Here is a 21,912-nt window from a genome sequence, read left to right as displayed (position 1 = left end):
GCAGCGATACGTGCTTCACGAGGGTGGCCAATTGCTTGATGCGTACGCCGGTTATCGATTCGAGACCGGCGAGTGAGACAGGAACAGTTTCCCATCCTCCGTGTTCAGATACAGGGCCCACGCCGGCGTACGCATTCCTTCGCCGGTCGCCCACGACTGAAGGTGCGACAACGAGAACGCGACGCCTTGCTCGCGAGTCTCTCTGTCGCAACCCACGCAGGTCAGCGCCATCCTCACCTGCGCATCCATATAGAGGTTGGGCTCAGGGACGCCATGACGAATAGTCTGAATGCAATATGCCGATGCGCCCGCGATAAAGTCGGTCGCGACATCGACGCGGTCAAAAGAAAACTGACCGCGTGCTTTGCCTTGCTCTAAATCCGATCTGATGTTCTTTGCCACGAGCGTGTTGTGTTGCCATGCATCCACGCGTGTGACGAAGCCGGCCCATTTGCGATCCAGCATTGCGCGAACCATGAAGAGACGAAATCCCACTGCCAGGCGTTGCCACGGTTCGAGCAGGACGTCATGGACAGGAAGAATGTCTGTGGTCATCTGGTCGCTCAGTTCGTGGCTGATGGCGGCAAGCACCTCGTCCAAAGAATCAAAGTAGTTATAGAAAGTTCCGCGCGAAACTTTCGCCTCTCGAATTACGTCGTCGATAACAGGCGTCGGACCTGTATGGTCCGAAAACAGCCGCATTGCAGCGTCCAGCAACTTATGGCGTGTGGCAGCGCGTTTGCTTTCCGCGACCTTGGTTCGGTGATTCATGAAACAACGCTCCTTTAGCTCGCCTTTTCAGGTTGACGGTGACGGTTTGTCAGAATGACGAAACGAGCTAGCGATAACCCGAAGGAGGCTGCAATTCTCTTGAGAGTGCAAAGTCATCAACTTATAGTGAAAGCCAAGAAGAGGTCGTATTCAATCACGTCGAGGCGGGTGCGCATGGATATTTTATGTGCAAACGGGTTGACCATAGGCCTTCTGAAACAAACGTTCTTTGCGCGATTGAGTTCGCGTACTAATCAGAGGCTCGAAAACGATACTAGCCTCAAGTCGTAGTCACCTAAATCCAGAGAAGAGGAAGCATGATGGGAAACGTTATCGGTAATTTTGAGATCCCGCGCCGCAATGAAATGTCACCGGATCTGAAGGGGCTTGTCAAGCGCGCTCAAGGCTTGCAACCGTTACTGTTCAAGAATGCACCGGATTCGGATAGAAACCGGCGAGCCAGTGAAGAAAACATAGAAGCGATCGCGGATGCGGGTCTTTTCAAATTGATGCTTCCAAAGCGCTATGGCGGTTACGAGGGCACAATGCGATCGCATCTGGAAGTCACGGCAGCGTTGGGCGAGGCATGCGGAGGAACTTCATGGGTCACGTCCCTTATCAACGGTAGTGCGTGGATTATTAGTCTGTTTCCCGAACAGGCCCAGGACGATGTATACGGAGCAAACCCTGACGCGCGGGTGTCGGGGGTCTTCACGCCCACCATGCAGGTACGTCGCGTCGCTGGCGGATTGGTCATGTCGGGCAAGTGGTACTTTTCATCGGGTTCGCTGCACTCTCAATGGGCAATTCTGGGTTGTGCCGAGCGTGACGAGAATGGTGCACTGAAGGCTCAATATCTTGCGCTCGTACCCATGAGCGAACTGACGGTTGAGGACACGTGGTTCACCACGGGCATGCGTGGATCCGGTAGTAACTGTATCGTGGGTAGCGATGTGTTCGTGCCGGACCATCGGCTGCTGGATATCATGGCAGCGGTCCGTGGCGAATATCCGACCCCGTTCAAAGACGAGGTCGCTTATCGCGCCGCATTCGGACCCGTATCGTCTCTTCTGCTCATCGGTCCGCAGTTGGGCCTCGGCCGTGCGGCGCTGAAGCATGTTATCGAAAAGGCTCCTCAGCGTGCGATTGCGTACACGTCTTTCACGAGGCAAACCGATTCGACGGTATTCCAGATGCAAGTGGCCGAGGCGGCGTTGAAAATTGACAGCGCACATTTGCGCGCTTTCCGGGCCGCTGACGAGATTGACGATTCGGCACGCCTGAATGTCTTTCCAGACTACCTTACACGTACTCGCGTCCGGGCCGATGCGGGTGTCGTCGTGTCGGACATCACGGACGCTTTGAACACGCTGATTTTCGCTCACGGCGCGGGAAGCTTCGCAGAGGCAAGTCCAGTGCAACGCTGGTGGCGCGATTCGAATACCGCGGCTCGTCATGCGATTGTCCTTCCGGCTATTGGAGCCGAGTTGTACGGTAAAGCCTTGCTCAATGTGGAAAACACGGTAACGCCGCTGGTTTAGCAGCTGATTGCGCGGTTTTCCTGTCGACTGTCCGCGAGATCAAAGCGTGACGGCAGGTCAGAATTTCCCTGCCTGCTGTCACATCGGCATCTCGCGAGATTCAAGGTAATGCAACCCGTTGACGTATCAATTTGCTTTACATGGGAGGACGTTATCGACGGGGCTGAACGCTGAATCCAGCGCGAAGAACACCCTCGGGTCGTTCTCGTGTTCATGCTTGTAGGTGTGCATGTCGTCCTCCTCCTTACCGTTATCAAGTATGGGATAGGTTGGTGAGTTTCGCGGTCCGATCAAAGCCCCGAGCTTGTCCGATGCAGAGCGGGTACCGCTTTCTCGATTTCTCGTCGAAAGATTATTAGATGACGTATCATCGTGTTTAGAATAGCCGTATATGGAATAATGAGTTTAAGGCCGGACGAAGTCAAGAACACGATGGAATCTCCCTAGCGGGTGGTTAGGAAGTGATGCCGGAAAGACCAGGCTTGACTTGAGCAATCGCGGTGACAGGGTTATTCCACACGGAATCTGTTCGCTGGACTTGATCTCGTCAGTTCTCCCGTTAAGTAGGCAGTGGTCTGCGAGCGAAACACCATTTCGTTACCAGCGCCAACGAGAATCCCGCGCACGCCGCCTTGGGGCATCTGATCGTCTGGAACGACGACGAGCTTGTCATGTTCTGATCCCCGCCGCCCTTCATGCCGGATTCCGTCATATCGATACCGCGCAAATCTATCGCAACGAGGGCGAAATCGGACAATGCGTCGCGGCGTCCGGCATTCCAGGAAGCGAAATTTTTCTGACAACAAAGGTCTGGGTGAGCAACTATCCAGAGAGCCGCTTTCCAGGACTTCCCGGATCGATCGACTGGAACAGAACATGGCGATATTCGATTTCGAACTGGATGGTGCGGACATGGCGGCGATACACGCGTTGGCTACGGAAGGTAGCCGAATTGTTGATCTCCCCGGACTTGCCCCGCTGTGGGACAGCACGAGCGTTTGATCGTAGACCAAAGATGTGCCGCAAGCGGGGCATCAGGGACGCTACGTGCTACCTGTGGAAGCAAAGCTGCACGGAAGGGACGATTAGCTCTGGTCGGCACAAGCTTGACTCGTCGTGTCGCTGACATGAGCGTGCGATGACGTGCTCGGCGGTGAATCGACGCTTACGCTTTCGCACGCCTTGTGCAAGGTGACGAACTTATCGGCTGGCATGGTTCTGTGAGGGGTTTGTCATTGCATCGCCGAGTTACTCCAAAAGAAACTCGGCGAAGACCGCTACCGCAGGCGGCACTGGTGGGCGGCTCGTATAGACGAGTTGCAGGCCGAGGCCGCTGCTGGCGCGCCGATAGCTCGGCAGTACGCGTACCAGCTTCCCCTGCGCGAGCATCGGCTCGACCATCAACTGCGGCAGCAGCGCAATACCCAGTCCAGCTACACAAGCGTGCGCCAGCACTCGCATGTCGTTGACCGCGAACCGGCTGTTGATCGACAGTTCCTGGCTACCGCGTGGACCCTGCAGACGCCACGTGTTGCGACCCTGTCGATTGGAAATCGTCAGACAGTCGTGTTCGGCCAGTTCACGCAGCGTGCGTGGTGCAGGGCGTCGCTCCAGATAAGCGGAACTCGCCGCGAGAATCATTGCACTTGGTGCCAGCCGACGCACCTTAAAGCCGCTACCGGTCTCGATGCCCATGCGCAAGGCCAGATCGATGCGCTCGGAGATCAGATCGGTCGGCGTATCGTCGAGCAGGAACTCAAGGCTGATGTGTGGATAGCGCGTGTAGAACTCGACCAGCCATTCCATGCCGATGAGTTCGAACAGGCCGGCCATCGCGGCGACGCGAACCGAGCCGGACGGTGCCTGCTCATCTGCATGGAGCCGCCCGATCTCCAGGATCTGGTCAAGCGCCGGCGCGTAGCGCTCGAACAGCGCCTGACCTTCCGTGCTCGGCGCGAGTTTGCGAGTCGAGCGATGCAGCAGACGTGTGCCGAGTTGCCCTTCGAGTTGATCGATGCGTCGGCTCAGCGTATTTGCCGGCATGCGCAGACGCCGCGCCGCTTCGGAAAAGCTGCCTGCGCGGACGACCTGGACGAACATCACCAGATCATTCAGATCAAGCATGCTATTCCTCCAGAAATGGATTAATAAAATCCTATTTTACCATCTAGTGTGAGACGCCTTTGATCCCCATACTTGATGTGTCGCACAGGAGGCGGCCACAAAAAGCCGTTCTCTCCCTCCAAGGTGGCGTTGCATCCTGATAAGGCGGCCGTCGGCTTTTTGCGCATCGCAGACATCACCTTCATTCGCGCGGAAGGTGTGGCGATGGGTCCGGAGGCACGCAGCGGCGCCATCGCCGCGGCGAAGCGGCCGCTGGGCTCGCTGCGTAAGGCAGCACCGCCCCAACAAAATACACACTGGAGAGCATCCATGTCGAATACCCAGAAGCTCATCGCCGTCGTCGGCGCAACCGGTCAGCAAGGCGGCGCCGTTGTGCGCGCGCTGCAGGCGAGCGGTCAATTCAAAGTGCGCGCGTTGACGCGCAATCCGGCCACGCATCCGAAGCTGGGTGACGAAGTCGTTCTAGCGGATTTCAATCGTCCGGAAACGCTTAAAGCCGCATTTGCCAGAGCACACGGCGTTTTCCTGGTGACTAATTCCTGGGAAGCGCAAGCAGATGAGCCCAGGCAGGCGCTCGCGGCCGTCAACGCGGCGAAAGAAGCCGGCGTACAGCACTTCATCTGGTCGACGCTTCCCAATGTGGAGACGATCAGCGGCGGCACAATCGATGTCCCGCACTTCACGGCCAAGGCGAAAGTCGAACCCATCGTGAGCGACGCCGGGTTCGCGTACCACACGTTCGTGATCGCGCCGTTCTATTACCAAAACCTGATCGGCCTAATGGCTCCGCAGAAACAACCGGACGGCGCCGTGGGTTGGGCATTGCCGCTTGACCCTGAGCGGCGCGTCATCCATATGGGCGACATCACTGAACTCGGCCGCCTCGTGGCCGGCGCGTTTGCTCAGCCGGACCTTGCAGGGCGGGGCGAACATTTGGCGCTGGTCGGCGATTTCCTGAGCTTCAACGAGATCATCGCCACCCTGAATCAACAAGGAAACTCGCTGTCGTTCAAGCAAGTTCCGCGCGAGGTTTTTGCCGGCTGGTTTCCACACGCGGACGGTATCGCGGCGATGCTCGCCTACTTCGAAGCGCACACGTATCTCGGCTCGGATTCGCGCGACGCCATCGTGCTCGCCAACAAAATCGCCGGCCAGCAGCCGACGAAGTTTGCCGCATGGGCCAAAGCGAACTTCGCGATCCCGGCAGCCACCTGAAGGTATCGCCAGTCAATTCGCCCGCGTGAACGGTTGGGCCGAAGCACAGATCGCCGCCCTTGCGGACAGGCACAACGACAGGTGACGCCAGGATCGACGCACTGACCCGCGTGGTCAGGGAAGCGGCGGCAAATACGGGAAACGTCACCGACGCCACGTGGAAGGCCGCTCAACAAGCCGGCTGGAGCGACGAGCACCTGACTGAGGCATTCGCGTTCCTGGGGTTGACGATGTTCACGGGATACTTCCTCAACTAAGCGCAAACTGATGCAGAGATCTGACCAGGCATCTCATCGATGGCAAGTCAGATACCTGGAGTGCGCCCCATGAATGTCGTCGTCCAATTTCCACCCAGCCCCGCCGTCGGTGGCGGCCGCAACGTATTCTTCCGCACGCGCGGCTATGCGCACGGGCCGGTCGTCCGCATGGTCAGCTCGTCCGACGTCGGCAAGATGATCAAGCCGTTCGTATTTCTTGATTTCGTCGATACGCAAGAGGCGATTGGCCAACAGGGTCTCGGGAAATAGAACACTCAGATCACGAAAATAGAGGATCCCGTAGTTTTTCGAGCCTCCAGGTCCTGATGTGCCTGCACCGCGTCCTGCAAGGCATACCGCTGATTGATCTCGATGCGAATCCGGCCTGCCGCCACGTGGCCGAATAGCTCATCGACCAGTTCCGCCTTTTCGACCGGATCGGCGATGTAATCGGCGAGTCCCGGGCGGGTCAGGTACAGCGAGCCCTTGCGGGCCAGAATTTGCGGATCGAACGGCGGGATTTTGCCAGAAGCAGTGCCGACGCAGACCATCAGGCCGCGGCGCTTGAGGGAGTCTAGCGAGGACATGAAGGTGGCCTGGCCCACGCTGTCGAAGACCACGGACACGCCCACGCCCTCGGTCAGTTCCCGCACGCGCTTGGCCACGTCCTCATGACTGTAGTTGATCGTGTGATCGCAGCCGTGGGCGCGCGCCACCTCGGCTTTGGCGTCAGTCGAAACCGTGCCAATCACCGTCAGCCCGAGCAATTTTGCCCACTGTGAAACGATCAGGCCAACACCGCCTGCTGCGGCATGCAGCAGCACGGCGTCGCCCGCCTTGAAAGGGTAGATTCGGCGCACCAGGTAGGCGGCGGACAAGCCCCGCATGGTCATGGCCGCTGCAGCCTCGCAACTGATGGCCTCCGGCAGCTTGATCAGCAGCGCGGCAGAGATCAGCCTCTCGGTGCTGTAGGCGCCCAGCGTATTGATGAAGCCCGTGTAGGTCACACGGTCGCCGACTGCCAGATGGGTCACGCCGGCACCGATGGCCTCGACCACGCCGGCTGCCTCGTTGCCGAGGCCGCTGGGGAGCGGCACCGCGTAGGTGCCTCCGCGGAAGTAGGTGTCGGCAAAGTTGAGGCCCACTGCCACGTGGCGGACGCGCACTTCGCCCGGTCCCGGCTTTCCAACGTCAGCGTCCTCAAAACGAAGGACCTCGGGACCGCCGGTTTCGTAGAATTTAACGACTTTCGCCATGTTGTCTCCTGTCGATCGGAGTTGGCGCTCTAGCGCTTACTCCGATCCCATGCAAAATGATTGCTGTCACGTATCGACTGCCGCGGTTCACCTGCGGCTCGCTAGCCCTTACTTCACCTTTGATCTCGCCAAAAGATTTCGGCGGATGCAGGGTTAGCTTCAACTTCAACCTTGAGTCCGGCTCTATCAATGCTGGGTGTGTCATACAGCATATGATGTCAATCGCCGAGAGGCTTTAGGTCGGCTTGCGCAGGAATCCCTGGTTCCCACCGTTACGATTGGGCGCGAAGCCATTGGCCTGAAGCGTCTCGTCCGCCGTGTCGTAGAAGACCCCGATCTTCATGATCTCTCGTGCCTGTTTCGCTGTCGCTATGGGTCGGCCAAATTCGCCCGCGATACGCACCAACTGCTTAATCTGCTCGACGGAGCTCATCTTGCCGGTGCGGGTCTGATTCCAGAGCACATCCTCGATGCCGCACCGCACATGCAGGCCCAGAGCCATGCCGATCATATTCACGGGCAGTACATTCAGCACCGAGCTCTCCACCGTGATCACCGCGCCGTCAGGCGCAGCACGCAGGAAGTTGGCCAGGTTGTAGATGTTCGCTTGGTCCATGCCGCCGCTGATGGCCACCCAGTTCATCACCAGCGGCCCCTTGTAGACACCGCGGCGAATCATCCGCTCAATCGTTTCAAAGCTGTTGATGTTGTAGCACTGAAACTCGCTTTGGATTCCGGCAGCCGTCAGGCGTCGGATGTGCTCTTCGGCCCAGCTCGGATTCGACGGTACGATCATGTCCTTGTAGGTGGCATAGAGCTGCGGAAATCCCCGCGAAACTCCCCTGAAGTCGTCGATGCCGGCATGCTCCGTCACATTCATCTGCGTAGTGTTGACGGTGACAGTCACCTGGTCGGGCTTCGGATCGAGTTCGGCCAGCATGTGCCGCGTGTCATCGCTTAGCCATTGGGCGGCTTCGCCCTCGGATTCAGGCGCAAAGCTGATGGAGCCGCCCACCTGGATGACCATTTCCGGCACGCGGGCGCGCACCCCGGCGATCAGCTCATTGAACATGGACAGGCGCTTGCTGCCTTTGCCATCGGGTTCGCGTACATGCAGATGCAGCACGGTGGCACCGGCTTCGTAGCAATCCACCGCCTTCTGAATCTGCTCTTCCATTGTGATAGGAATATCTTCAGGAAAGTCCGCGGGAATCCAGCCCGGCGCATAGGGAGCGGCGGTGATGATCAGAGGCTGCTGGTTCTCGGGATACAGGTGGCCGTCAAGGAAGTTCATGATGATGGATCTCCAGGTTGAAACGTAAATATTTAGAATGCCGAACTAGATGATAAAGCTTTGAAATCTCCCTTTTCAGCACCATCTTCGGCACGACGGTGCGCAGGCGATCCCCAGCATCTCTGAACATGAACTTGCGCCTGGAGCCTTTGCCATCGACTTCGCGCGCATGCACGTGCAAAACGGTGGCACCGGCGTCGCAGAAGTCCACGGCCTTTTGCACGTGATGGGCGGTCGTCACTGGTACCTCGTCCGTATCGCTGGGCAGACAGCGTCGACAAAATTGGAATTCCTCCGTTCATTGACCTTCGATCGGTCGCGGCGGCGCATCGCCACTGTGACTCACAGTGTACTTCCATTAATTAATAATGTCGACAACAATCGAAAGCGTGTGATTTCTGTGGATAGGGCAGACGCCAATTGACTCCGCGCCGACGCAACTCCGGGGGGCGGATGTGTAGCCGCGCACCCTTCTGCCCGCCAGGTCGACTAAGTATAAGTATTAATGTCGACCAAAACAATTATGGAGGATGATCGCTATCGTCAATGTTCCTGTGTCGGAAGTCGTCGGCAACATCGTTCGGTTCTGCGGCCCTGGTGCCGGGAGGAGCTTTCGTTACAAGGACGTGCACACCCGCCGACAGCCGACGGCAGCATGGATTGGCGACCTCGCGCCGTCCGGTAACAGGCGGGTATCCGCCGGGCTTGCCCGGCCATCAAAAAAGCCAAGGAGACTCAATGAAACTGAGGTGGAGCGGAGCAGCGATACTCGTAGTAGTCGCCAGTGCAGCGCAGGCGCAGTCATCGGTCACGTTGTACGGCGCAATCGATTCGGGCGTCTTCTATCAGAGCACGGCGGCGTCGTCGTTCGCACCGGCCGCGCGCAACAACGGGCACGTGTACGGCCTCAAGGACGGCAGCCTCTATGGGAGTTTCTGGGGCATCAAGGGGGCCGAGGACATCGGCGGTGGCTACAAGGTCAACTTCAGGCTGCAGGGCGTGTTCAACAGCAGCAACGGAAAGCTCGGCTTGGCCGACACGACGGGCGGTACCGCGGTGTTCAACCAGCAGGCGACTGTCGGCCTCTCCGGACCATTCGGCACGTTCGACGCCGGACGGCAGTACACGCCGATGATCTACGCGATGGCCGATACCGACGTCCGCGCGGCGGAGTACTTCGGCAGCATCCTGGGCGCGTGGCTCGGGCTGAACCAGGCTGCGGGTTGGCCGGGGACGAACACCAACGTGCCGATCGGCGCGCTATACGACAGCAATGCGCTCGTCTACCAGTCGCCGAAGTTCTACGGTGCATCGGTCGCGCTCGAGTACGCGCCGGGCGGCGTGCCGGGCCAGATTCAGGGCGGTACGCGCGAATCGGCGGTGCTCAGGTATTCGAACTACGGCCTCAATCTCTCCGCCGTCTACTACAACGCCCACGACACGAACCTCGCGGCGGCCGCGCCGAGCGGGCTCGACAACAACCGCCTCTACTATTTCGGTGCGAAGTACACGTTCCGCGGCATATCGGTGTCGGCGTCGTACGGGATCGGCAGGAATCCGTCGAACACGAGCCTGGCGGACTACGAGATGATTTCGGGCGGTCTCGGCTATCAGTTCACCCCGTTCTTAAAGATCACGTCCGGTTTTTACTATCTGAAGGACCGCAACAACTCGGCCAACCATTCGAGTGAATACGCGATGGGCGCGGAATACAGCCTGTCGAAGCGCACGATAGTCTCTGCGCAGGTCGGATACGTCGCGAACCGGGGGGCCATGAACCAGACGATCATGTACGGACAGCCCGTCGCGCCGGGCGTGTCGACCACGGCCGCGATGATCGGCCTGCGTCACAGCTTCTGATAATTCGAAATTCGAAATCTGCACGGAGAACAACGATGAAAGCGATGAATGGATTCAGGGTGGCACTCGGCATTGCGATCGCGGTGACGTCGATCAGTGCGTGGGCGCAGGGCGGTGCGTCGGCGGGTGCATCGGCTGGCACGGCGAGCACTGCCTCTGGCGGCATGACGCCCAAAGCCGAACGGCAGGCGAATCGCGCGTTGCGACGCAAGGTGTACGCGGCGCTCGCGAAGCACAAGGAGATCGACGCGGGCGACATCAGCATCACCGCGAAAGACGGCGCGGTGATGATCAGCGGCACGGTCCCGGACGCGTCGCAGATCAACACCGTCGCCGAGGTCGCGAAGGGCGTCGCGGGTGTGACGTCAGTTACCAGCAAACTCGCGGTGCAGCGGCCGTTCGGCCAGTAGGGCGTCGCGCAGGCTTCGATTGATCGGCGCGCCATGACTGCTTCACCGAAGCAGAATCCGTAGGTGGAGCACCCTGTCGTGCGGACGCACCCAGAGACTGGCGAAAAGATTCTATACGTCAGTAGCTTTCCTATGCATTTCGTCAACTACCATACAGTAGAAAATGTGCGCTTCGGTTTGGAGAAGACGCCAGGTGCCAGCCTTCTGCTGAACTATCTTCAGAGCCAGGCATCGACACCCTGAGTATCAGGTTCGTTTCCGATGAAGCCGAATAGTATTGCTGTGTGGGACAACCGGCCGACGCAGCACTACGCGGCAATGGGTTATTGGCCGGCTCCGCGCAGGATGGAGCGAGCAGGAATCGAAGGCAATAGACCACATTGACAGTTCGCATGTCCTCGCGAGGTTCGAGGTGGTTGGTTAGCGTCTTCGTGGCTGTCGGACTTGATACCCCGCCGAGTGCTCGACACGGGCGTCGGCCAGGTGCGCGCTTTAGCGAATGACGAATAACCCGAAGCGGCCTCGAGTCCTCACAAAGCGGCGCCGAGTTTTTGTCGACATTACAATCCTGTGGACTATAATGATCAAAGGATCAAGTTCGAGGAAAGCTACTTCCGCTATTTGCCATGGCCCGAAATAAAACGCAAAACCTTCCCGATCTTTCCGCGCTTCTTACGCCCAAGAATTCACTGATGCTGGCAGTCGAGCGGGCGGTGCTGCGCGGGCAGGACTGGGCGTATGCCTCGGTGCCGATTGCCGAACAGATCGCTGCCCGGCTGGCCGGGGTCATTACGCTTGACCTGGTGAAGTCGGGGCAACGCTTGCTGGAGAAAGATATCAGCGAAGTGCTACACGTCAGCCGCGCTCCGGTGCGCGAAGCGATGCGAATACTGGAGCGGGACCGTCTGGTTGAGTTTCAGGCCAGGCGCGGGGCGATCGTTACGGCGCCCGACGAGAATGAGCTTCGGGACATATTCCGCGTGCGCAGTGTGCTTTACGTCACGATGTTGGAGCAGGTGGCGCGCGAGAACCCTTCCGAGCTCGAGGCCTTACTGACCGGGCACATGCCCAAGCTAACCAAGGCGGCCGAGGAGTCGGTAGACGCCTATGCCGTGGAAAGCTTCCTCTTGAATTTCAACACGGTCGATCTGTGCCGCAACCGGGTTCTGGTCGATGTGCTGCACTCCATCTCATTGCGAACCCTGCGCTATGTCCGGCTAGGATTTGCGGCTGCGCCTCAATCGGTTCGCGCATCTTTAAAAGTCTGGCGCGCGCTGCAGAAAGCCGCGGTCAAGCGGGACAACAAACTACTGCTTTCCCTTGCAGCCTCGCGCCTGGACGACGCCAGGGATGCCGCCATTCGTGCAATCGTCGCAAAACCAGCAGGCAGTCGGCGTGTACGTGCCCCAAAGGAAGTGCAGCCCGATGCAGCGGCCGCTTCTGTAGAGTGAATCGCTTCCTTGCGTGTTCAGGACGGTTGAATCCCGTTTTGAAACACCGCGTCGAGTTGGGACGCTTGACGCTGGGTAGGCTCACCTAAGAGCAAATACCATATGCCCGTACGTCCGATTGTTTGTTACGCGCCGGTGCGAGGATCTTGCGCGAGTCGTCCACCTGTTGATTGGCGCGTAGCGGGCAATACCAGACGTTCATCAGGACCCGATGAAACGGCCGGCTGTCAGCATGTCGCGCACGTAATACGTTTTGCCTTGCCGTCGTCATCTGGATCCTGGATGCGATAGTCGATGATCCAGTGCTCGCGCATCAGCAGATTCGCGGACACACAGTTCACCATGCTGATCCCTTTGATCAGGCCAAGCACGTTCCAACTGTACTTGCACCGGATCAGCCCAATCCAGTGCGAGCAATCCTTGCCGATGACCGTCTCGTCATCCACTCAATACTGCGAGCCTTACCTTCGCTTCCGGATTGCGCCGGTTCGCAGCAAGTTGTCTCCGCGCGCTGGCGTGACGTTTTTTTGTGCCGGTAATAATTAATGTCGCCAAAAATTGCGCTCGGTGCTATCCTGAAATCGATGCCCGCCGTCTGGTGCTTTGCGGCCACAAAGGGAAGCTTTGGCGCGACACTCATACGGCCTTGTTCATGCTGGCAAACGCCTCCTGGTCCGTGTGTGCGGTCTATCGTCGAAGTCTCCTGCGCGGAGCACGCGACTAGCGGAGCCGATGTACGCCTCCTTGTCCGGAGCGAACTTCAACTTCATCACACGAGTCACAAGAGGCTTGAGATAAGCGTCGAAATCCAAAGCGCGCACGGCGACACGCAGAAAGCGTCCGGCGATGCTGACGGCTAGCAGAAATACTGCCGGTCTTGGCGTAGAGGTCTTGCTTCACAGGGGCCACGCGATCAAGCGGCACGATTCAATATGAATTTAGTGAATCATTGGAGGAGACAGAATTGAATCTTTATACAAGTAACGTAGTGCCGGCCGAGTCGGCGTCGGCTACCAGTGGGGCCCGAGCCTACGCGTGGATCGTATTTGCATTGATGTTTTGCCTTTTGCTGTCTGACTACATGTCGCGGCAGGCGCTCAATGCCTTGTTCCCGATCTTGAAAGTGCAGTGGCAGATGTCCGATACACAGCTCGGTTCGATTAGCGGCGTGGTGCCATTGGCGGTCGGCGTGCTGACCCTCCCATTTTCCTTGATCGCGGACCGTTGGGGACGTGTCAAAAGCATTGCACTGATGGCAGCGCTGTGGAGCGTTGCCACGCTTGGGTGCGCGATTGCCAGTAGCTACCACGAGATGTTCGTCGCACGCATCTTCGTTGGTGTCGGTGAGGCGGCCTACGGAAGTGTCGGGCTCGCGATGCTCATGAGCATCTTTCCAAGGCATCTGCGGTCTACCATTGCCGGCGGCTTTACGTCTGCCGCTGCCTTTGGGTCCGTGCTCGGTGTCTCGCTTTCCGGCATCATTGCGACCCACTTTGGCTGGCGCTGGTCGATGAGTCTGATGGCGATCTTTGGGTTTGTGCTGGTGATCATGTACTTCTTCGTAGTCACGGAAAAAAGGCTCGCGCGTACGCGTCCGGGCGAGGCGAGCGGAACTCCGACATACGGGCGTGTGAGACTGACGCCCAGAGCGCTTTTCTCTAGCCTGTTTCCGTCCCGTTCTGTCTTTTGTGCGTACCTCGGGAGCGCCCTGCAGATCTTCATTCAGGGCACGCTTTTCGTGTGGCTACCCAGCTACTTGAATCGCTACTGGAATATGCCTGTCAGCAAGGCTGCCGTGGTGGCAGCCGGCCTTGTCCTTGTCAGCGGCATGGGCCAACTTCTGTGCGGTGTGATCACCGACCGGATCAGTGGAGACTCGTCGCTTAAGAGGTGGAACATGGCTATCGCATACTGCCTCGTGCTGGCCATCCTGCTGGCGATCGCGTTCCGCTTGCCACCGGGCAATCTGCAACTCGCGCTGCTTGCGCCCGCGGTGTTTTTCCTTGCCAGTTCGTTCGGCACATGCAGCGCGATTATTGCTGGCGCCACTCCGCCAGCTATCCATGGCTCGGCATTTGCCACACTGACGCTGTTCAACAACATATTGGGCCTCGCGGCCGGTCCCTTTTTCACCGGTGTGATAGCAGACGCAGTGGGTCTTCAAGACGCGTTGCGCTGGCTTCCGCTCGCGGCAGTTTTGCCTTTCACGGTGTACCTCATTGGCCGGTGGTGTTACATCGCGGAAGCGCGGCGCAACTGAGTGTGCCGCCGATCAATGGGATCCAGCTCGATGCCTGTTGCAGAAGCGCAGACGTGCACAATGGAGAGCATCCGGAACGTGCGGTATGGCGAGGATGGCCATTTCATGGTTCTCAATTCGTTCACGACACCAACGGAAGGCGACTTGAGTTTGTCGCCGGTGTTTTCGCGAATGGTGAGGTTCAGTTTTCCTCCTATACGTTGCCGGCTCGTCTCGTCGTGACGCACCTTGGCACCGGAGATTCGTCGGAGCAAGAACTCACTGTGACCTTTCAACTTAACCGGCGGCGGATCGTGCATGCGGTCGTCGAAGCCCCGTTGCTCCGGCGCCCAGCACGCGGGTGATCCTCTTGGTTGTCTAATCGTTCGGCGCCATACGCGGTCAGCCGATGGGTCGTCTTCCGCCGCGTCGATCCTCGTGCATGAGTTGCAAGAGCAGTTTCATTTGCCCCGCGAACTGTTGCGCTTCTCGCCCGAGATTTTCACGATCACTTTCGTTGGCGCGCTGGTCGTTAGGCGAGGAATGTCCTCGACCTGCACCCAGCGACATCTGGAGATTTCGTTGCTGGCACGAGGCTTGGCGCGTTTCGAAACGTCACAGAAGAAGACGTGATGGAGTTTTTGCGCGCCACGGTACTGAAAGAGATACTTCGCTGACTTACCCGCGAGGCGGGTTTCCTCCTTGAGTTCTCGAAGTGCGGCATCCGACAGATGCTCACCGCGTTTCAGAAGCCCACCCGGCAGTGCCCATTTCGATTGACGTCGTGCCACCAGAAGAATTCGATTACCTCTGCGGCAGATTACCGTGGCGCGTCTCTTCAAACCAATCTCCCGTTATTGTGTGCTCGAGGTGCGGCTTGATCACCTCTCGCGCCGATCTTGCAACCTGGGCGAGGCTCAGTGCGGCCTAATCGAGACCTTCTGCTGACGATCGAATATAGCTAAGAATCTTAATATATGAAAGCACCGCGCGATCGGTAATGCCGCGGCGAATCGAAGGCAGCACATACGCCACACGGGTTGACACAAAGCCTTCATGCAGGCGTCACTGGGCGTGCTGTGGACAATCATGCTGCTCGACGGTATGCGCGGGGGTCATGTTGGTCGCAATGGACCCAGGACCTGTATGTCGATCCACTTCTTCCTTCGACCGGGCAATCTGCGAACGGTGCGAGAAGATCGGAACATCGCCCTTGGCGACGACCGAAAGACGTCCATCCATTCGTCGACTGCGCGGGTACGGGCCAAGCCATCGAGACGCAAAGCTGACCTGCTTACGGAGTCTGCAGGGTGCCATCCTTCAGCCGGGTCTGCGTCCACGTCGTGATCGTGTTCTCGCACGGATACTTGGCCGCTTCGGTCTCGTCGATATCGACGCCGAGGCCTGGCTTGTCGTTTGCGTAGACGTGCCCGTTGCTGAATTCCGGAAGGCCCGGGAATACGTCGAGCAGCGCCGCCCGCGGCCCCTTGAGTTCCTGGATCACGAAATTCGGCGGCTCCGTGCCTGACCATTCCTGCACGCCGAAGTTGCGCGAAGCGAGATCGATGTGGATGTTCGCCGCATGCGCGAGCGGCGACATGTCGCCCGGACCGTGCCATGCGGTCCTGACACCGAATTGCTCCGCGAAGATCTGCAGTTTGCGGCCCGCCGTGATGCCGCCAATCTGGCTCAAGTGAACGCGGATGAAATCGATTAGCCGCTCGGTGATCAGGAAGCGCCATTCCGACGGGTTGTTGAAGAGTTCGCCCTGAGCCAGAGGCGTCGTCGTCTTGGCCCGGAGCTGGCGCATCCATTCGCCTTCTTCCAGCGCGATGGCGTCTTCGAGGAAGAACAGGTCATACTGCTCCAGTTCGCACGCGAACCGGATCGCCTCGACTGGCTTTAGCCGCTCATGCACGTCGTGACACAAGGCGACATCGAAGCCGAGCTTGCTGCGGATGCCGTCGAAGAGCTTGAGCGTGTCTCGCATGTACTTGCGGCTGTCGAGATAGACGCCGTCCTGCGCGCGCTGCGGTGCGCCCGCCGGCGCCTTGCCGTACACACCGCCACCATAGCCACCGCTCTGGCAACGAATATGCGTGATGCCCTGCTCGCGATACCTTTGGATGTTCTCGCATAGCTCGTTGAGATCGCGGCCATCGGCGTGGCGATAGATCGGCACGCCCTCGCGGCACTTGCCACCGAAAAGCTGGTAAAGCGGCATGTTCGCCAGCTTGCCCTTGATGTCCCACAACGCCATGTCGACGCCGGAGATCGCGTTGTTCTCGATCGGGCCGTTGCGCCAGTAGGCGTTCTGGTGCATCAGTTGCCAGAGTTCTTCGATCGCCTCGGCGTCGCGCCCGATCAGGAGAGGTCGCAGATACTCTTCGATCAGGCACTTCACCGCGACATGCCGGTACGCGAACGTCGCGCAGCCAAGACCGTAAAGACCGGGTTGATTCGTCTCCACTTTCACGACGATCAGGTTGATGCCTTCCGGCGCGGTCAGGATGACCTTTACATCGGTAATGATGGTTGCCATGTGATGCCTGCAAAAAAGTAAGTGAGTTCTCGGATCGGCGTCGCTTACGTGCGACCGACAATGAGCCGTGCGTCGTCCTTAGAGCGCTCGTCCGAACGCGCGGGCACGGTGATCATCAAAATGACCGACAGGAGCAGGGCGCCCGCCATGAACATGTACGAGGCAGCCGGGCTGCCGGTCGCGCCGTTCAGATACCCGACTACCCACGATCCACAGAACGCCCCCAGCGCGCCGCACGCATTGATGAGGCCGATCGCGCCGCCGAGCACGTTGCTCGGAATCAGCTCCGGCACGAGTGCGAAGAACGGACCGTACGGCGCATACATCGTCGCGCCGGCCACCACGAGCAGCGCGAACGAGATCCAGAAGTGCGATCCTCCGACGAGGTACGACGCCACGAACGCGATCGTCCCGATCAGCAGCAGCGGCCACACGAAGAGCTTGCGATTGCGCGTCTTGTCCGAAAGCCACGACGCGAGCAACATCAGGATGATCGCGCCGAGATACGGCACGGCGGCGAGCCAGCCGACCGAGACGATATCGATCGTCGAGGCTTGCTTGAGGATCGACGGCAGCCACATGATGAAGCCATACACGCCGATGCTCCAGAGCGCATGGATCGCGCAGCACTTGAGCACGATCGACGAACGGAACGCGGTCTTGTAGTCGCGCACCGGCGCGATGTGAGCCTGCTCGGCCTTCAGGCGCGCGTCGAGTTCGATCTTTTCGGCGTCGCTCATCCACGGCGCATCGGCCGGACGGTCCTTGACGGTGAACCACCACACGATCGCCCATGCGATCGCCGGCAGGCCTTCGAGGATGAACATCTCGCGCCAGCCGAAGCTGTGCACCAGATAGCCCGACACCACCGACATCCACAGCACCGTCACCGGGTTGCCGAGAATCAGGAACGTGTTGGCGCGCGAGCGCTCGGTGCGCGTGAACCAGCGGCTGATGTACATCAGCATCGACGGCATCACCGCTGCCTCCACCACGCCGAGCACGAAGCGCAGCACCATCAGCATCGGAATGTTGCTGACCATGCCAGTCGCCGCCGCGCACAGTCCCCACAGGATCAGGCTGAAGAAGATCAGCTTCTTCACGCTGTTGCGCTGCGCGTAGATCGCGCCGGGCACCTGGAACAGGCAGTAGCCGAGGAAGAACAGCGAGCCGATCAGCGATGACATCCCGTGCGTGATGCCGAGATCCTTGTCGATGCCGGCAGCAGCCGCGAAACCGTAGTTCGCGCGGTCGAGATAGGCAAGGCTGTAGGTGATGAAGATGATGGGCATCAGATACCACCATCTCTGGGGTGCTACGGGTTTGACGCTTTCCATGATGTCTCCGGGATCGGTACGGGCGTGTAAGGTTTGATGGCGTCGTTCTTGTTTTCTTGATATCGCCGGTAAAGCCTGGATTCAGAGGACGGCGAGCCAGCCGCCGTCCACGTAGATGATCTGGCCGTTCACATAACTGGATGCCTGCGACGACAGATACACCGCCGTGCCGACGAGTTCTTCGGGCTTTCCCCAACGCTGCGAGGGATTGCTGCTCTTGACCCACGCATCGAAGGCCGCGTTGTCGACGAGTGCCTGGTTCATGTCGGTCAGGATGTAGCCCGGGCCGATCGCGTTCGCCTGGATATTCGACGCCGCCCATTCGGCGCTCATCGCGCGGGTCAGCATCTTGATGCCGCCCTTCGCCGCCGTGTAAGGCCCGACCGTCGCGCGCGCCGCTTCGCTCGTGAGCGAGCCGATGTTGATGATCTTGCCGCCGGTGCCGCGCGCGATCATGCGGCGCGCCGCCTGTTTCGCGACGATGAACGCGCTCGTCAGGTTGGTGTCGATCACGCGTTGCCAGTCGGCGAGTTCAAGTTCGACGAGCGGCTTGCGAAACTGAATGCCCGCGTTGTTGATGACGATGTCGACCTGCACGCCGTCGTTGTCCCACTGAGCGAATGCGTCGGCGACGGCTGGTTCGTCGGTCACGTCGAACGCGCGGCCTTGCGCCTTGAAGCCTCGGCTTTGCAGACGGTCGACCGCTTCCTCCACCGTGTCGGCGCGCGTGCCGTTCAGGATCACGCCCGCGCCCGCCGTGGCAAGCCCTTCGGCGAGCGCAAAGCCGATGCCCCGCGCCGAACCTGTAACGAGCGCCGTGCGGCCGCTCAGATCGAATAGCTGTGTCATGCGTTTTCCTTGTGCCAATGTTTCAGGAACGAGGCGCGAATGCGCCCCTCGCGGCCGGTTAGCCGGTCGCGATGATGTCGATGGTTGATCCGCCGATGGCGGCGTTAGACAGGCTTGTCGTTGGCGACCTGATTGAGCGCGGCGCGGTCCTCGAAGTCTTTCTCGGCGCGGTGGATCAGCGTGAGAACGGCCGCTTCCGCCGCCACCGGATCGCCTTTCTCGATCGCGATGCAGAGTGCCTCGTGCATCGGCAGCGAGCGAGCCGGGCCGCCTTCGATCTCGGAGCTGAGTTCGAAGCTGGTGCGCAGGATCGCCGACAGCGCGTTCTGCATCTGCTGCACGAACTGGTTGTGACAGGCCGTGAGGATCGCGCCGTGGAAGGCGAGGTCGGCGGGAACATATTCGCCGTGGCCTGCGACGGCGCGCTCCATCGCCTTGAACGCGCGCCGCACGGCCTTGCGATCGTCGTCGGTGGCGCGCTTCGCGGCGAGCTTGGCCGCGTTCGGCTCGATGATCAGGCGCAGTTCCATCAGGTCTTCGATGAGACCCGGATCGAGTGTGCCCGCCCGCGCGCGCCAGGTGATGACATCGGGATCGAACAATTGCCATTGCGAGCGCGGCAGCACGATCGTGCCGTAGCGGCGGCGCACTTCCAGCATGCCTTTCGCAGAGAGCGATTTCATCGTCTCCCGGATCGTGATGCGGCTGACGTTCATTTGTTCGGCGAGCACGGGCTCGGCGGGAAGGATGTCTCCCGGCGCGAACTTGCCTGCGCAAATCTGTTCGCCCATCTGGTTGAGGACCTGCCGGTGCAGTGTCGCCACGATTTCCTCTCTAGGTCATACGTATGATGTAGAGAGGATAATCACGAAGAGCTAACGCCGCAATTCGGGTTCACCCGACGACCGGGTTCAGCCGGGCAGGTGCGCCGAGCGCTGCGCTTCTTCGATGTGTTGGCCGCTCGCGTGCTTGAGGCGCTTGGGCCGAGGGGACTTCTCGTCAACGTCTCACGGGGTCTCGTGGTCTCGTGGTCGACGAGGCTGCACTCATCGCTGCACTTGCGGAAGACCGGATCGCGGGCGCTGCGCTCGATGTCTTCGAGCACGAGCCTGCCGTTCCAGAGCGGCCAGGAGGGGATTCCCGGCTGTCTTGACGCCCCACCTCGGATCAGGGACCGAGGAGACACTCCGGGGCATGGGGGAAAACGTGGTCGACGCGCTGGCAAGACATTTCGACATTGTTGGGCCGCGCGACGCTATCCGCACCTAGGAAAATGGGCAACGCGTACCAGAGCGTGCGCTGCTTGAGGTGCTCGCCATCGTTATCCCCTTGAGTGTCTGCGCACTTCAGAAGCGCGGGTTCTTGCCGCTGAAGCTCGGCTCGTACTTGCGCATCTGCGTCAGGTCATCTCGATTGCGCACGCCACACGAGAGATACTGCGCATGCAGTTCGGCCAGCCGGTCGCGGTCGAGCTCGACACCGAGGCCCGGTGCGGTCGGCACACGTACCGCGCCGTTCTCAAAGGCCACGCGGCCACCCTTGATGACTTCTTCTTCCTGCCATGGGTAATGCGTGTCGCAGGCATAGGTGAGATTGGGGATGCTCGCCGCTACGTGCGTCATTGCCATCAGGCTGATGCCAAGGTGCGAATTGGAATGCATCGACATGCCCAGATCCCACAAGGCACACATGCGAGCCAGCGTCTGTGTGGCGCGCAGACCGCCCCAGTAGTGGTGATCCGAGAGCAGCACCTTGACCGAACCCATCTCGGCGCCGCGGCGAAAATCCTCCATGGTCGTGATCACCATGTTGGTCGCGAGCGGCAAGCGGGTGTGCTTCGCCAGCTCGGCCATGCCTTCGAGCCCCGGACAAGGGTCTTCGTAGTACTCGAGCAACTCGTCGAGTTCGGGCGCCGCCTTGATGCTGGTTTCGAGCGACCAGTTGGCGTTCGGGTCGAGGCGCAGCGGCAGGCCGGAGAAGGCCTGATGCAACGCGCGCATGCAAGCGATCTCGTGCGCCGGCTCGAACACGCCGCCCTTGAGCTTGATGCTCTGGAAGCCGTAAAGGTCGATCATGCGGCGCGCCTGCGCGACGATCTGCTCCGGGCTCAGGCCTTCGCCCCAGGCATCGGGCGCATAGGGCTTATCGATGTGCTCGGCGTACTTGAAGAAGAGATAGGCGCTGTAGGGCACGGCGTCGCGAACCTTGCCTCCGAGCAGGTCGACGATGGGCGCGCCGACGATCTGGCCTTGCAAGTCGAGCAGCGCGACTTCGAGCGTGCTGATGACCTTCGCCGCGTTCTTTGCCGTGTGCGAGCCGGGCGCCAGTTCGAATTCGACCGCGCCAGGGCTCGGTTTGATCGCGGCGCGCACTCGCTCTTCCATCCGGTTCAGGTCGAACGGCGAAAGGCCGATCACCAATGCCTTGGCCTGCTCGAGCACCCGGAGCATGGGCTCGTCGCCGTAGGTCTCGGAGATGCCGACGCGGCCATCGCTCGTTTCCAGTTCGACGATGGCGCGTAGCGCCCAGGGTTCGTGGATGCCGGCAGCATTGAGAAGCGGGCCATCGCGGAAGGCGATTGGCGTAATTCGCACTTGGGTGACGGTGATGTCGCGAGTCATGGGGGTGATCCGAAAGGTGGGTGAGTCGATTGTCGGATACATGTTAAAGCACTAATATATTAGTGTGTTACTGGGGAAAGTACTCACACCCATATGAGCCGGGAAAGGGTGCGCGACGACTCAAGCGCCAGCTATAGTACTAGTA

At 59.7% G+C, this 21,912-nt stretch carries 23 protein-coding genes and 2 pseudogenes; 12 read left to right on the top strand and 13 right to left on the bottom strand.

Features of this window, described 5'->3' with window-relative positions; genetic code table 11:
* Positions 1-51: 51 nt before the first annotated feature.
* A complete protein-coding gene (locus AWB68_RS06165; RefSeq protein ID WP_087643465.1) occupies positions 52-771 on the bottom strand; it encodes a TetR/AcrR family transcriptional regulator in 720 nt (239 codons plus the stop codon).
* A gap of 317 nt (positions 772-1,088) precedes the next feature.
* Between AWB68_RS06165 and AWB68_RS06160 the strand changes: the two genes are divergently transcribed.
* From AWB68_RS06160 to AWB68_RS50765, 3 genes and pseudogenes are all read left to right on the top strand, one after another.
* The gene (locus AWB68_RS06160) at positions 1,089-2,312 is read left to right on the top strand and encodes an acyl-CoA dehydrogenase family protein (protein WP_087643464.1); all 1,224 of its coding nucleotides are present in this window, start codon (positions 1,089-1,091) and stop codon (positions 2,310-2,312) included.
* Positions 2,313-2,799: 487 nt separating this feature from the next.
* A pseudogene (locus AWB68_RS51330) lies at positions 2,800-3,081 on the top strand (hypothetical protein); the annotation flags it as partial.
* Between the two features lie 107 nt (positions 3,082-3,188).
* Positions 3,189-3,314: a hypothetical protein gene (locus AWB68_RS50765; protein ID WP_268810918.1), complete on the top strand. Its 126-nt coding sequence runs from the start codon at positions 3,189-3,191 to the stop codon at positions 3,312-3,314.
* Between the two features lie 246 nt (positions 3,315-3,560).
* On the opposite strand, the gene AWB68_RS06150 is transcribed toward AWB68_RS50765, so the two are convergent.
* Entirely contained in the window at positions 3,561-4,436 is an 876-nt protein-coding gene (locus AWB68_RS06150; RefSeq protein ID WP_087643463.1) for a LysR family transcriptional regulator, read from the bottom strand.
* 129 nt (positions 4,437-4,565) lie between these two features.
* On the opposite strand from AWB68_RS06150, the gene AWB68_RS06145 reads away from it, so the two are divergent.
* The 3 genes from AWB68_RS06145 (at position 4,566) to AWB68_RS06135 (ending at position 6,178) form a co-directional block, all read left to right on the top strand.
* On the top strand, positions 4,566-5,651 hold the full coding sequence (locus AWB68_RS06145; RefSeq protein ID WP_235028231.1) for an NmrA family NAD(P)-binding protein: 1,086 nt from the start codon (positions 4,566-4,568) through the stop codon (positions 5,649-5,651).
* A gap of 59 nt (positions 5,652-5,710) precedes the next feature.
* Positions 5,711-5,908, top strand: coding sequence for a carboxymuconolactone decarboxylase family protein (locus AWB68_RS06140; RefSeq protein ID WP_235028230.1), 198 nt, complete (start codon positions 5,711-5,713; stop codon positions 5,906-5,908).
* Between the two features lie 69 nt (positions 5,909-5,977).
* Complete coding sequence (locus AWB68_RS06135; RefSeq protein ID WP_235028229.1) at positions 5,978-6,178, top strand: hypothetical protein; 201 nt, start codon at positions 5,978-5,980, stop codon at positions 6,176-6,178.
* A 5-nt stretch (positions 6,179-6,183) separates the two neighbouring features.
* On the opposite strand, the gene AWB68_RS06130 is transcribed toward AWB68_RS06135, so the two are convergent.
* The 3 genes from AWB68_RS06130 to AWB68_RS06120 all read right to left on the bottom strand — a co-directional run bounded on the left by AWB68_RS06130 (position 6,184) and on the right by AWB68_RS06120 (position 8,726).
* Positions 6,184-7,164 carry a quinone oxidoreductase family protein gene (locus AWB68_RS06130; RefSeq protein WP_087643462.1) on the bottom strand — a complete coding sequence of 327 codons (981 nt, stop codon included), beginning with the start codon at positions 7,162-7,164 and terminating at the stop codon, positions 6,184-6,186.
* Positions 7,165-7,399: 235 nt separating this feature from the next.
* Positions 7,400-8,458: a beta-keto acid cleavage family enzyme gene (locus AWB68_RS06125; RefSeq protein WP_087643461.1), complete on the bottom strand. Its 1,059-nt coding sequence runs from the start codon at positions 8,456-8,458 to the stop codon at positions 7,400-7,402.
* Complete coding sequence (locus AWB68_RS06120; protein ID WP_087643460.1) at positions 8,445-8,726, bottom strand: 3-keto-5-aminohexanoate cleavage protein; 282 nt, start codon at positions 8,724-8,726, stop codon at positions 8,445-8,447. Before AWB68_RS06120 ends, AWB68_RS06125 begins: the two co-directional genes overlap by 14 nt.
* A gap of 470 nt (positions 8,727-9,196) precedes the next feature.
* On the opposite strand from AWB68_RS06120, the gene AWB68_RS06115 reads away from it, so the two are divergent.
* From AWB68_RS06115 to AWB68_RS06105, 4 genes and pseudogenes are all read left to right on the top strand, one after another.
* Positions 9,197-10,318, top strand: coding sequence for a porin (locus tag AWB68_RS06115; RefSeq protein WP_087643459.1), 1,122 nt, complete (start codon positions 9,197-9,199; stop codon positions 10,316-10,318).
* 35 nt (positions 10,319-10,353) lie between these two features.
* Complete coding sequence (locus AWB68_RS06110) at positions 10,354-10,728, top strand: BON domain-containing protein (RefSeq protein ID WP_087643458.1); 375 nt, start codon at positions 10,354-10,356, stop codon at positions 10,726-10,728.
* A 63-nt stretch (positions 10,729-10,791) separates the two neighbouring features.
* Positions 10,792-11,112, top strand: a pseudogene (locus AWB68_RS46340) (TauD/TfdA dioxygenase family protein); the annotation flags it as partial.
* Between the two features lie 242 nt (positions 11,113-11,354).
* Positions 11,355-12,179 carry a GntR family transcriptional regulator gene (locus AWB68_RS06105; RefSeq protein ID WP_087643457.1) on the top strand — a complete coding sequence of 275 codons (825 nt, stop codon included), beginning with the start codon at positions 11,355-11,357 and terminating at the stop codon, positions 12,177-12,179.
* A gap of 227 nt (positions 12,180-12,406) precedes the next feature.
* Here AWB68_RS06105 and AWB68_RS06100 read toward each other — a convergent pair whose 3' ends face one another.
* The gene (locus tag AWB68_RS06100; RefSeq protein WP_087643456.1) at positions 12,407-12,625 is read right to left on the bottom strand and encodes a hypothetical protein; all 219 of its coding nucleotides are present in this window, start codon (positions 12,623-12,625) and stop codon (positions 12,407-12,409) included.
* Between the two features lie 518 nt (positions 12,626-13,143).
* Here AWB68_RS06100 and AWB68_RS06095 point away from each other — a divergent pair.
* The gene (locus AWB68_RS06095) at positions 13,144-14,439 is read left to right on the top strand and encodes an MFS transporter (RefSeq protein WP_235028228.1); all 1,296 of its coding nucleotides are present in this window, start codon (positions 13,144-13,146) and stop codon (positions 14,437-14,439) included.
* Here AWB68_RS06095 and AWB68_RS46335 read toward each other — a convergent pair.
* The 6 genes from AWB68_RS46335 to AWB68_RS06070 all read right to left on the bottom strand — a co-directional run bounded on the left by AWB68_RS46335 (position 14,412) and on the right by AWB68_RS06070 (position 19,970).
* The gene (locus tag AWB68_RS46335; RefSeq protein WP_125482882.1) at positions 14,412-14,738 is read right to left on the bottom strand and encodes a hypothetical protein; all 327 of its coding nucleotides are present in this window, start codon (positions 14,736-14,738) and stop codon (positions 14,412-14,414) included. The genes AWB68_RS06095 and AWB68_RS46335 overlap by 28 nt on opposite strands.
* Before the next feature lie 141 nt (positions 14,739-14,879).
* Entirely contained in the window at positions 14,880-15,260 is a 381-nt protein-coding gene (locus tag AWB68_RS06090) for an NUDIX hydrolase (RefSeq protein WP_087643455.1), read from the bottom strand.
* 452 nt (positions 15,261-15,712) lie between these two features.
* On the bottom strand, positions 15,713-16,960 hold the full coding sequence (locus AWB68_RS06085) for an enolase C-terminal domain-like protein (protein WP_087643454.1): 1,248 nt from the start codon (positions 16,958-16,960) through the stop codon (positions 15,713-15,715).
* Positions 16,961-17,004: 44 nt separating this feature from the next.
* The gene (locus tag AWB68_RS06080) at positions 17,005-18,297 is read right to left on the bottom strand and encodes an MFS transporter (RefSeq protein WP_087643453.1); all 1,293 of its coding nucleotides are present in this window, start codon (positions 18,295-18,297) and stop codon (positions 17,005-17,007) included.
* 81 nt (positions 18,298-18,378) lie between these two features.
* A complete protein-coding gene (locus AWB68_RS06075) occupies positions 18,379-19,146 on the bottom strand; it encodes an SDR family oxidoreductase (RefSeq protein ID WP_087643452.1) in 768 nt (255 codons plus the stop codon).
* 104 nt (positions 19,147-19,250) lie between these two features.
* Positions 19,251-19,970 carry a FadR/GntR family transcriptional regulator gene (locus AWB68_RS06070; protein WP_087643451.1) on the bottom strand — a complete coding sequence of 240 codons (720 nt, stop codon included), beginning with the start codon at positions 19,968-19,970 and terminating at the stop codon, positions 19,251-19,253.
* A 203-nt stretch (positions 19,971-20,173) separates the two neighbouring features.
* Here AWB68_RS06070 and AWB68_RS51325 point away from each other — a divergent pair, with 203 nt between their 5' ends.
* Entirely contained in the window at positions 20,174-20,299 is a 126-nt protein-coding gene (locus tag AWB68_RS51325; RefSeq protein WP_374729555.1) for an NAD(P)-dependent oxidoreductase, read from the top strand.
* Positions 20,300-20,492: 193 nt separating this feature from the next.
* Here AWB68_RS51325 and AWB68_RS06060 read toward each other — a convergent pair whose 3' ends face one another.
* The gene (locus AWB68_RS06060; RefSeq protein ID WP_087643450.1) at positions 20,493-21,767 is read right to left on the bottom strand and encodes a glucarate dehydratase family protein; all 1,275 of its coding nucleotides are present in this window, start codon (positions 21,765-21,767) and stop codon (positions 20,493-20,495) included.
* Between the last annotated feature and the right edge of the window lie 145 nt (positions 21,768-21,912).

The organism is Caballeronia choica, from assembly GCF_001544535.1.
Lineage (GTDB): Bacteria > Pseudomonadota > Gammaproteobacteria > Burkholderiales > Burkholderiaceae > Caballeronia > Caballeronia choica.
The sequence above is the reverse complement of the archived record's forward strand: the minus strand, read 5'-3'. Positions and strand labels throughout refer to the sequence as shown.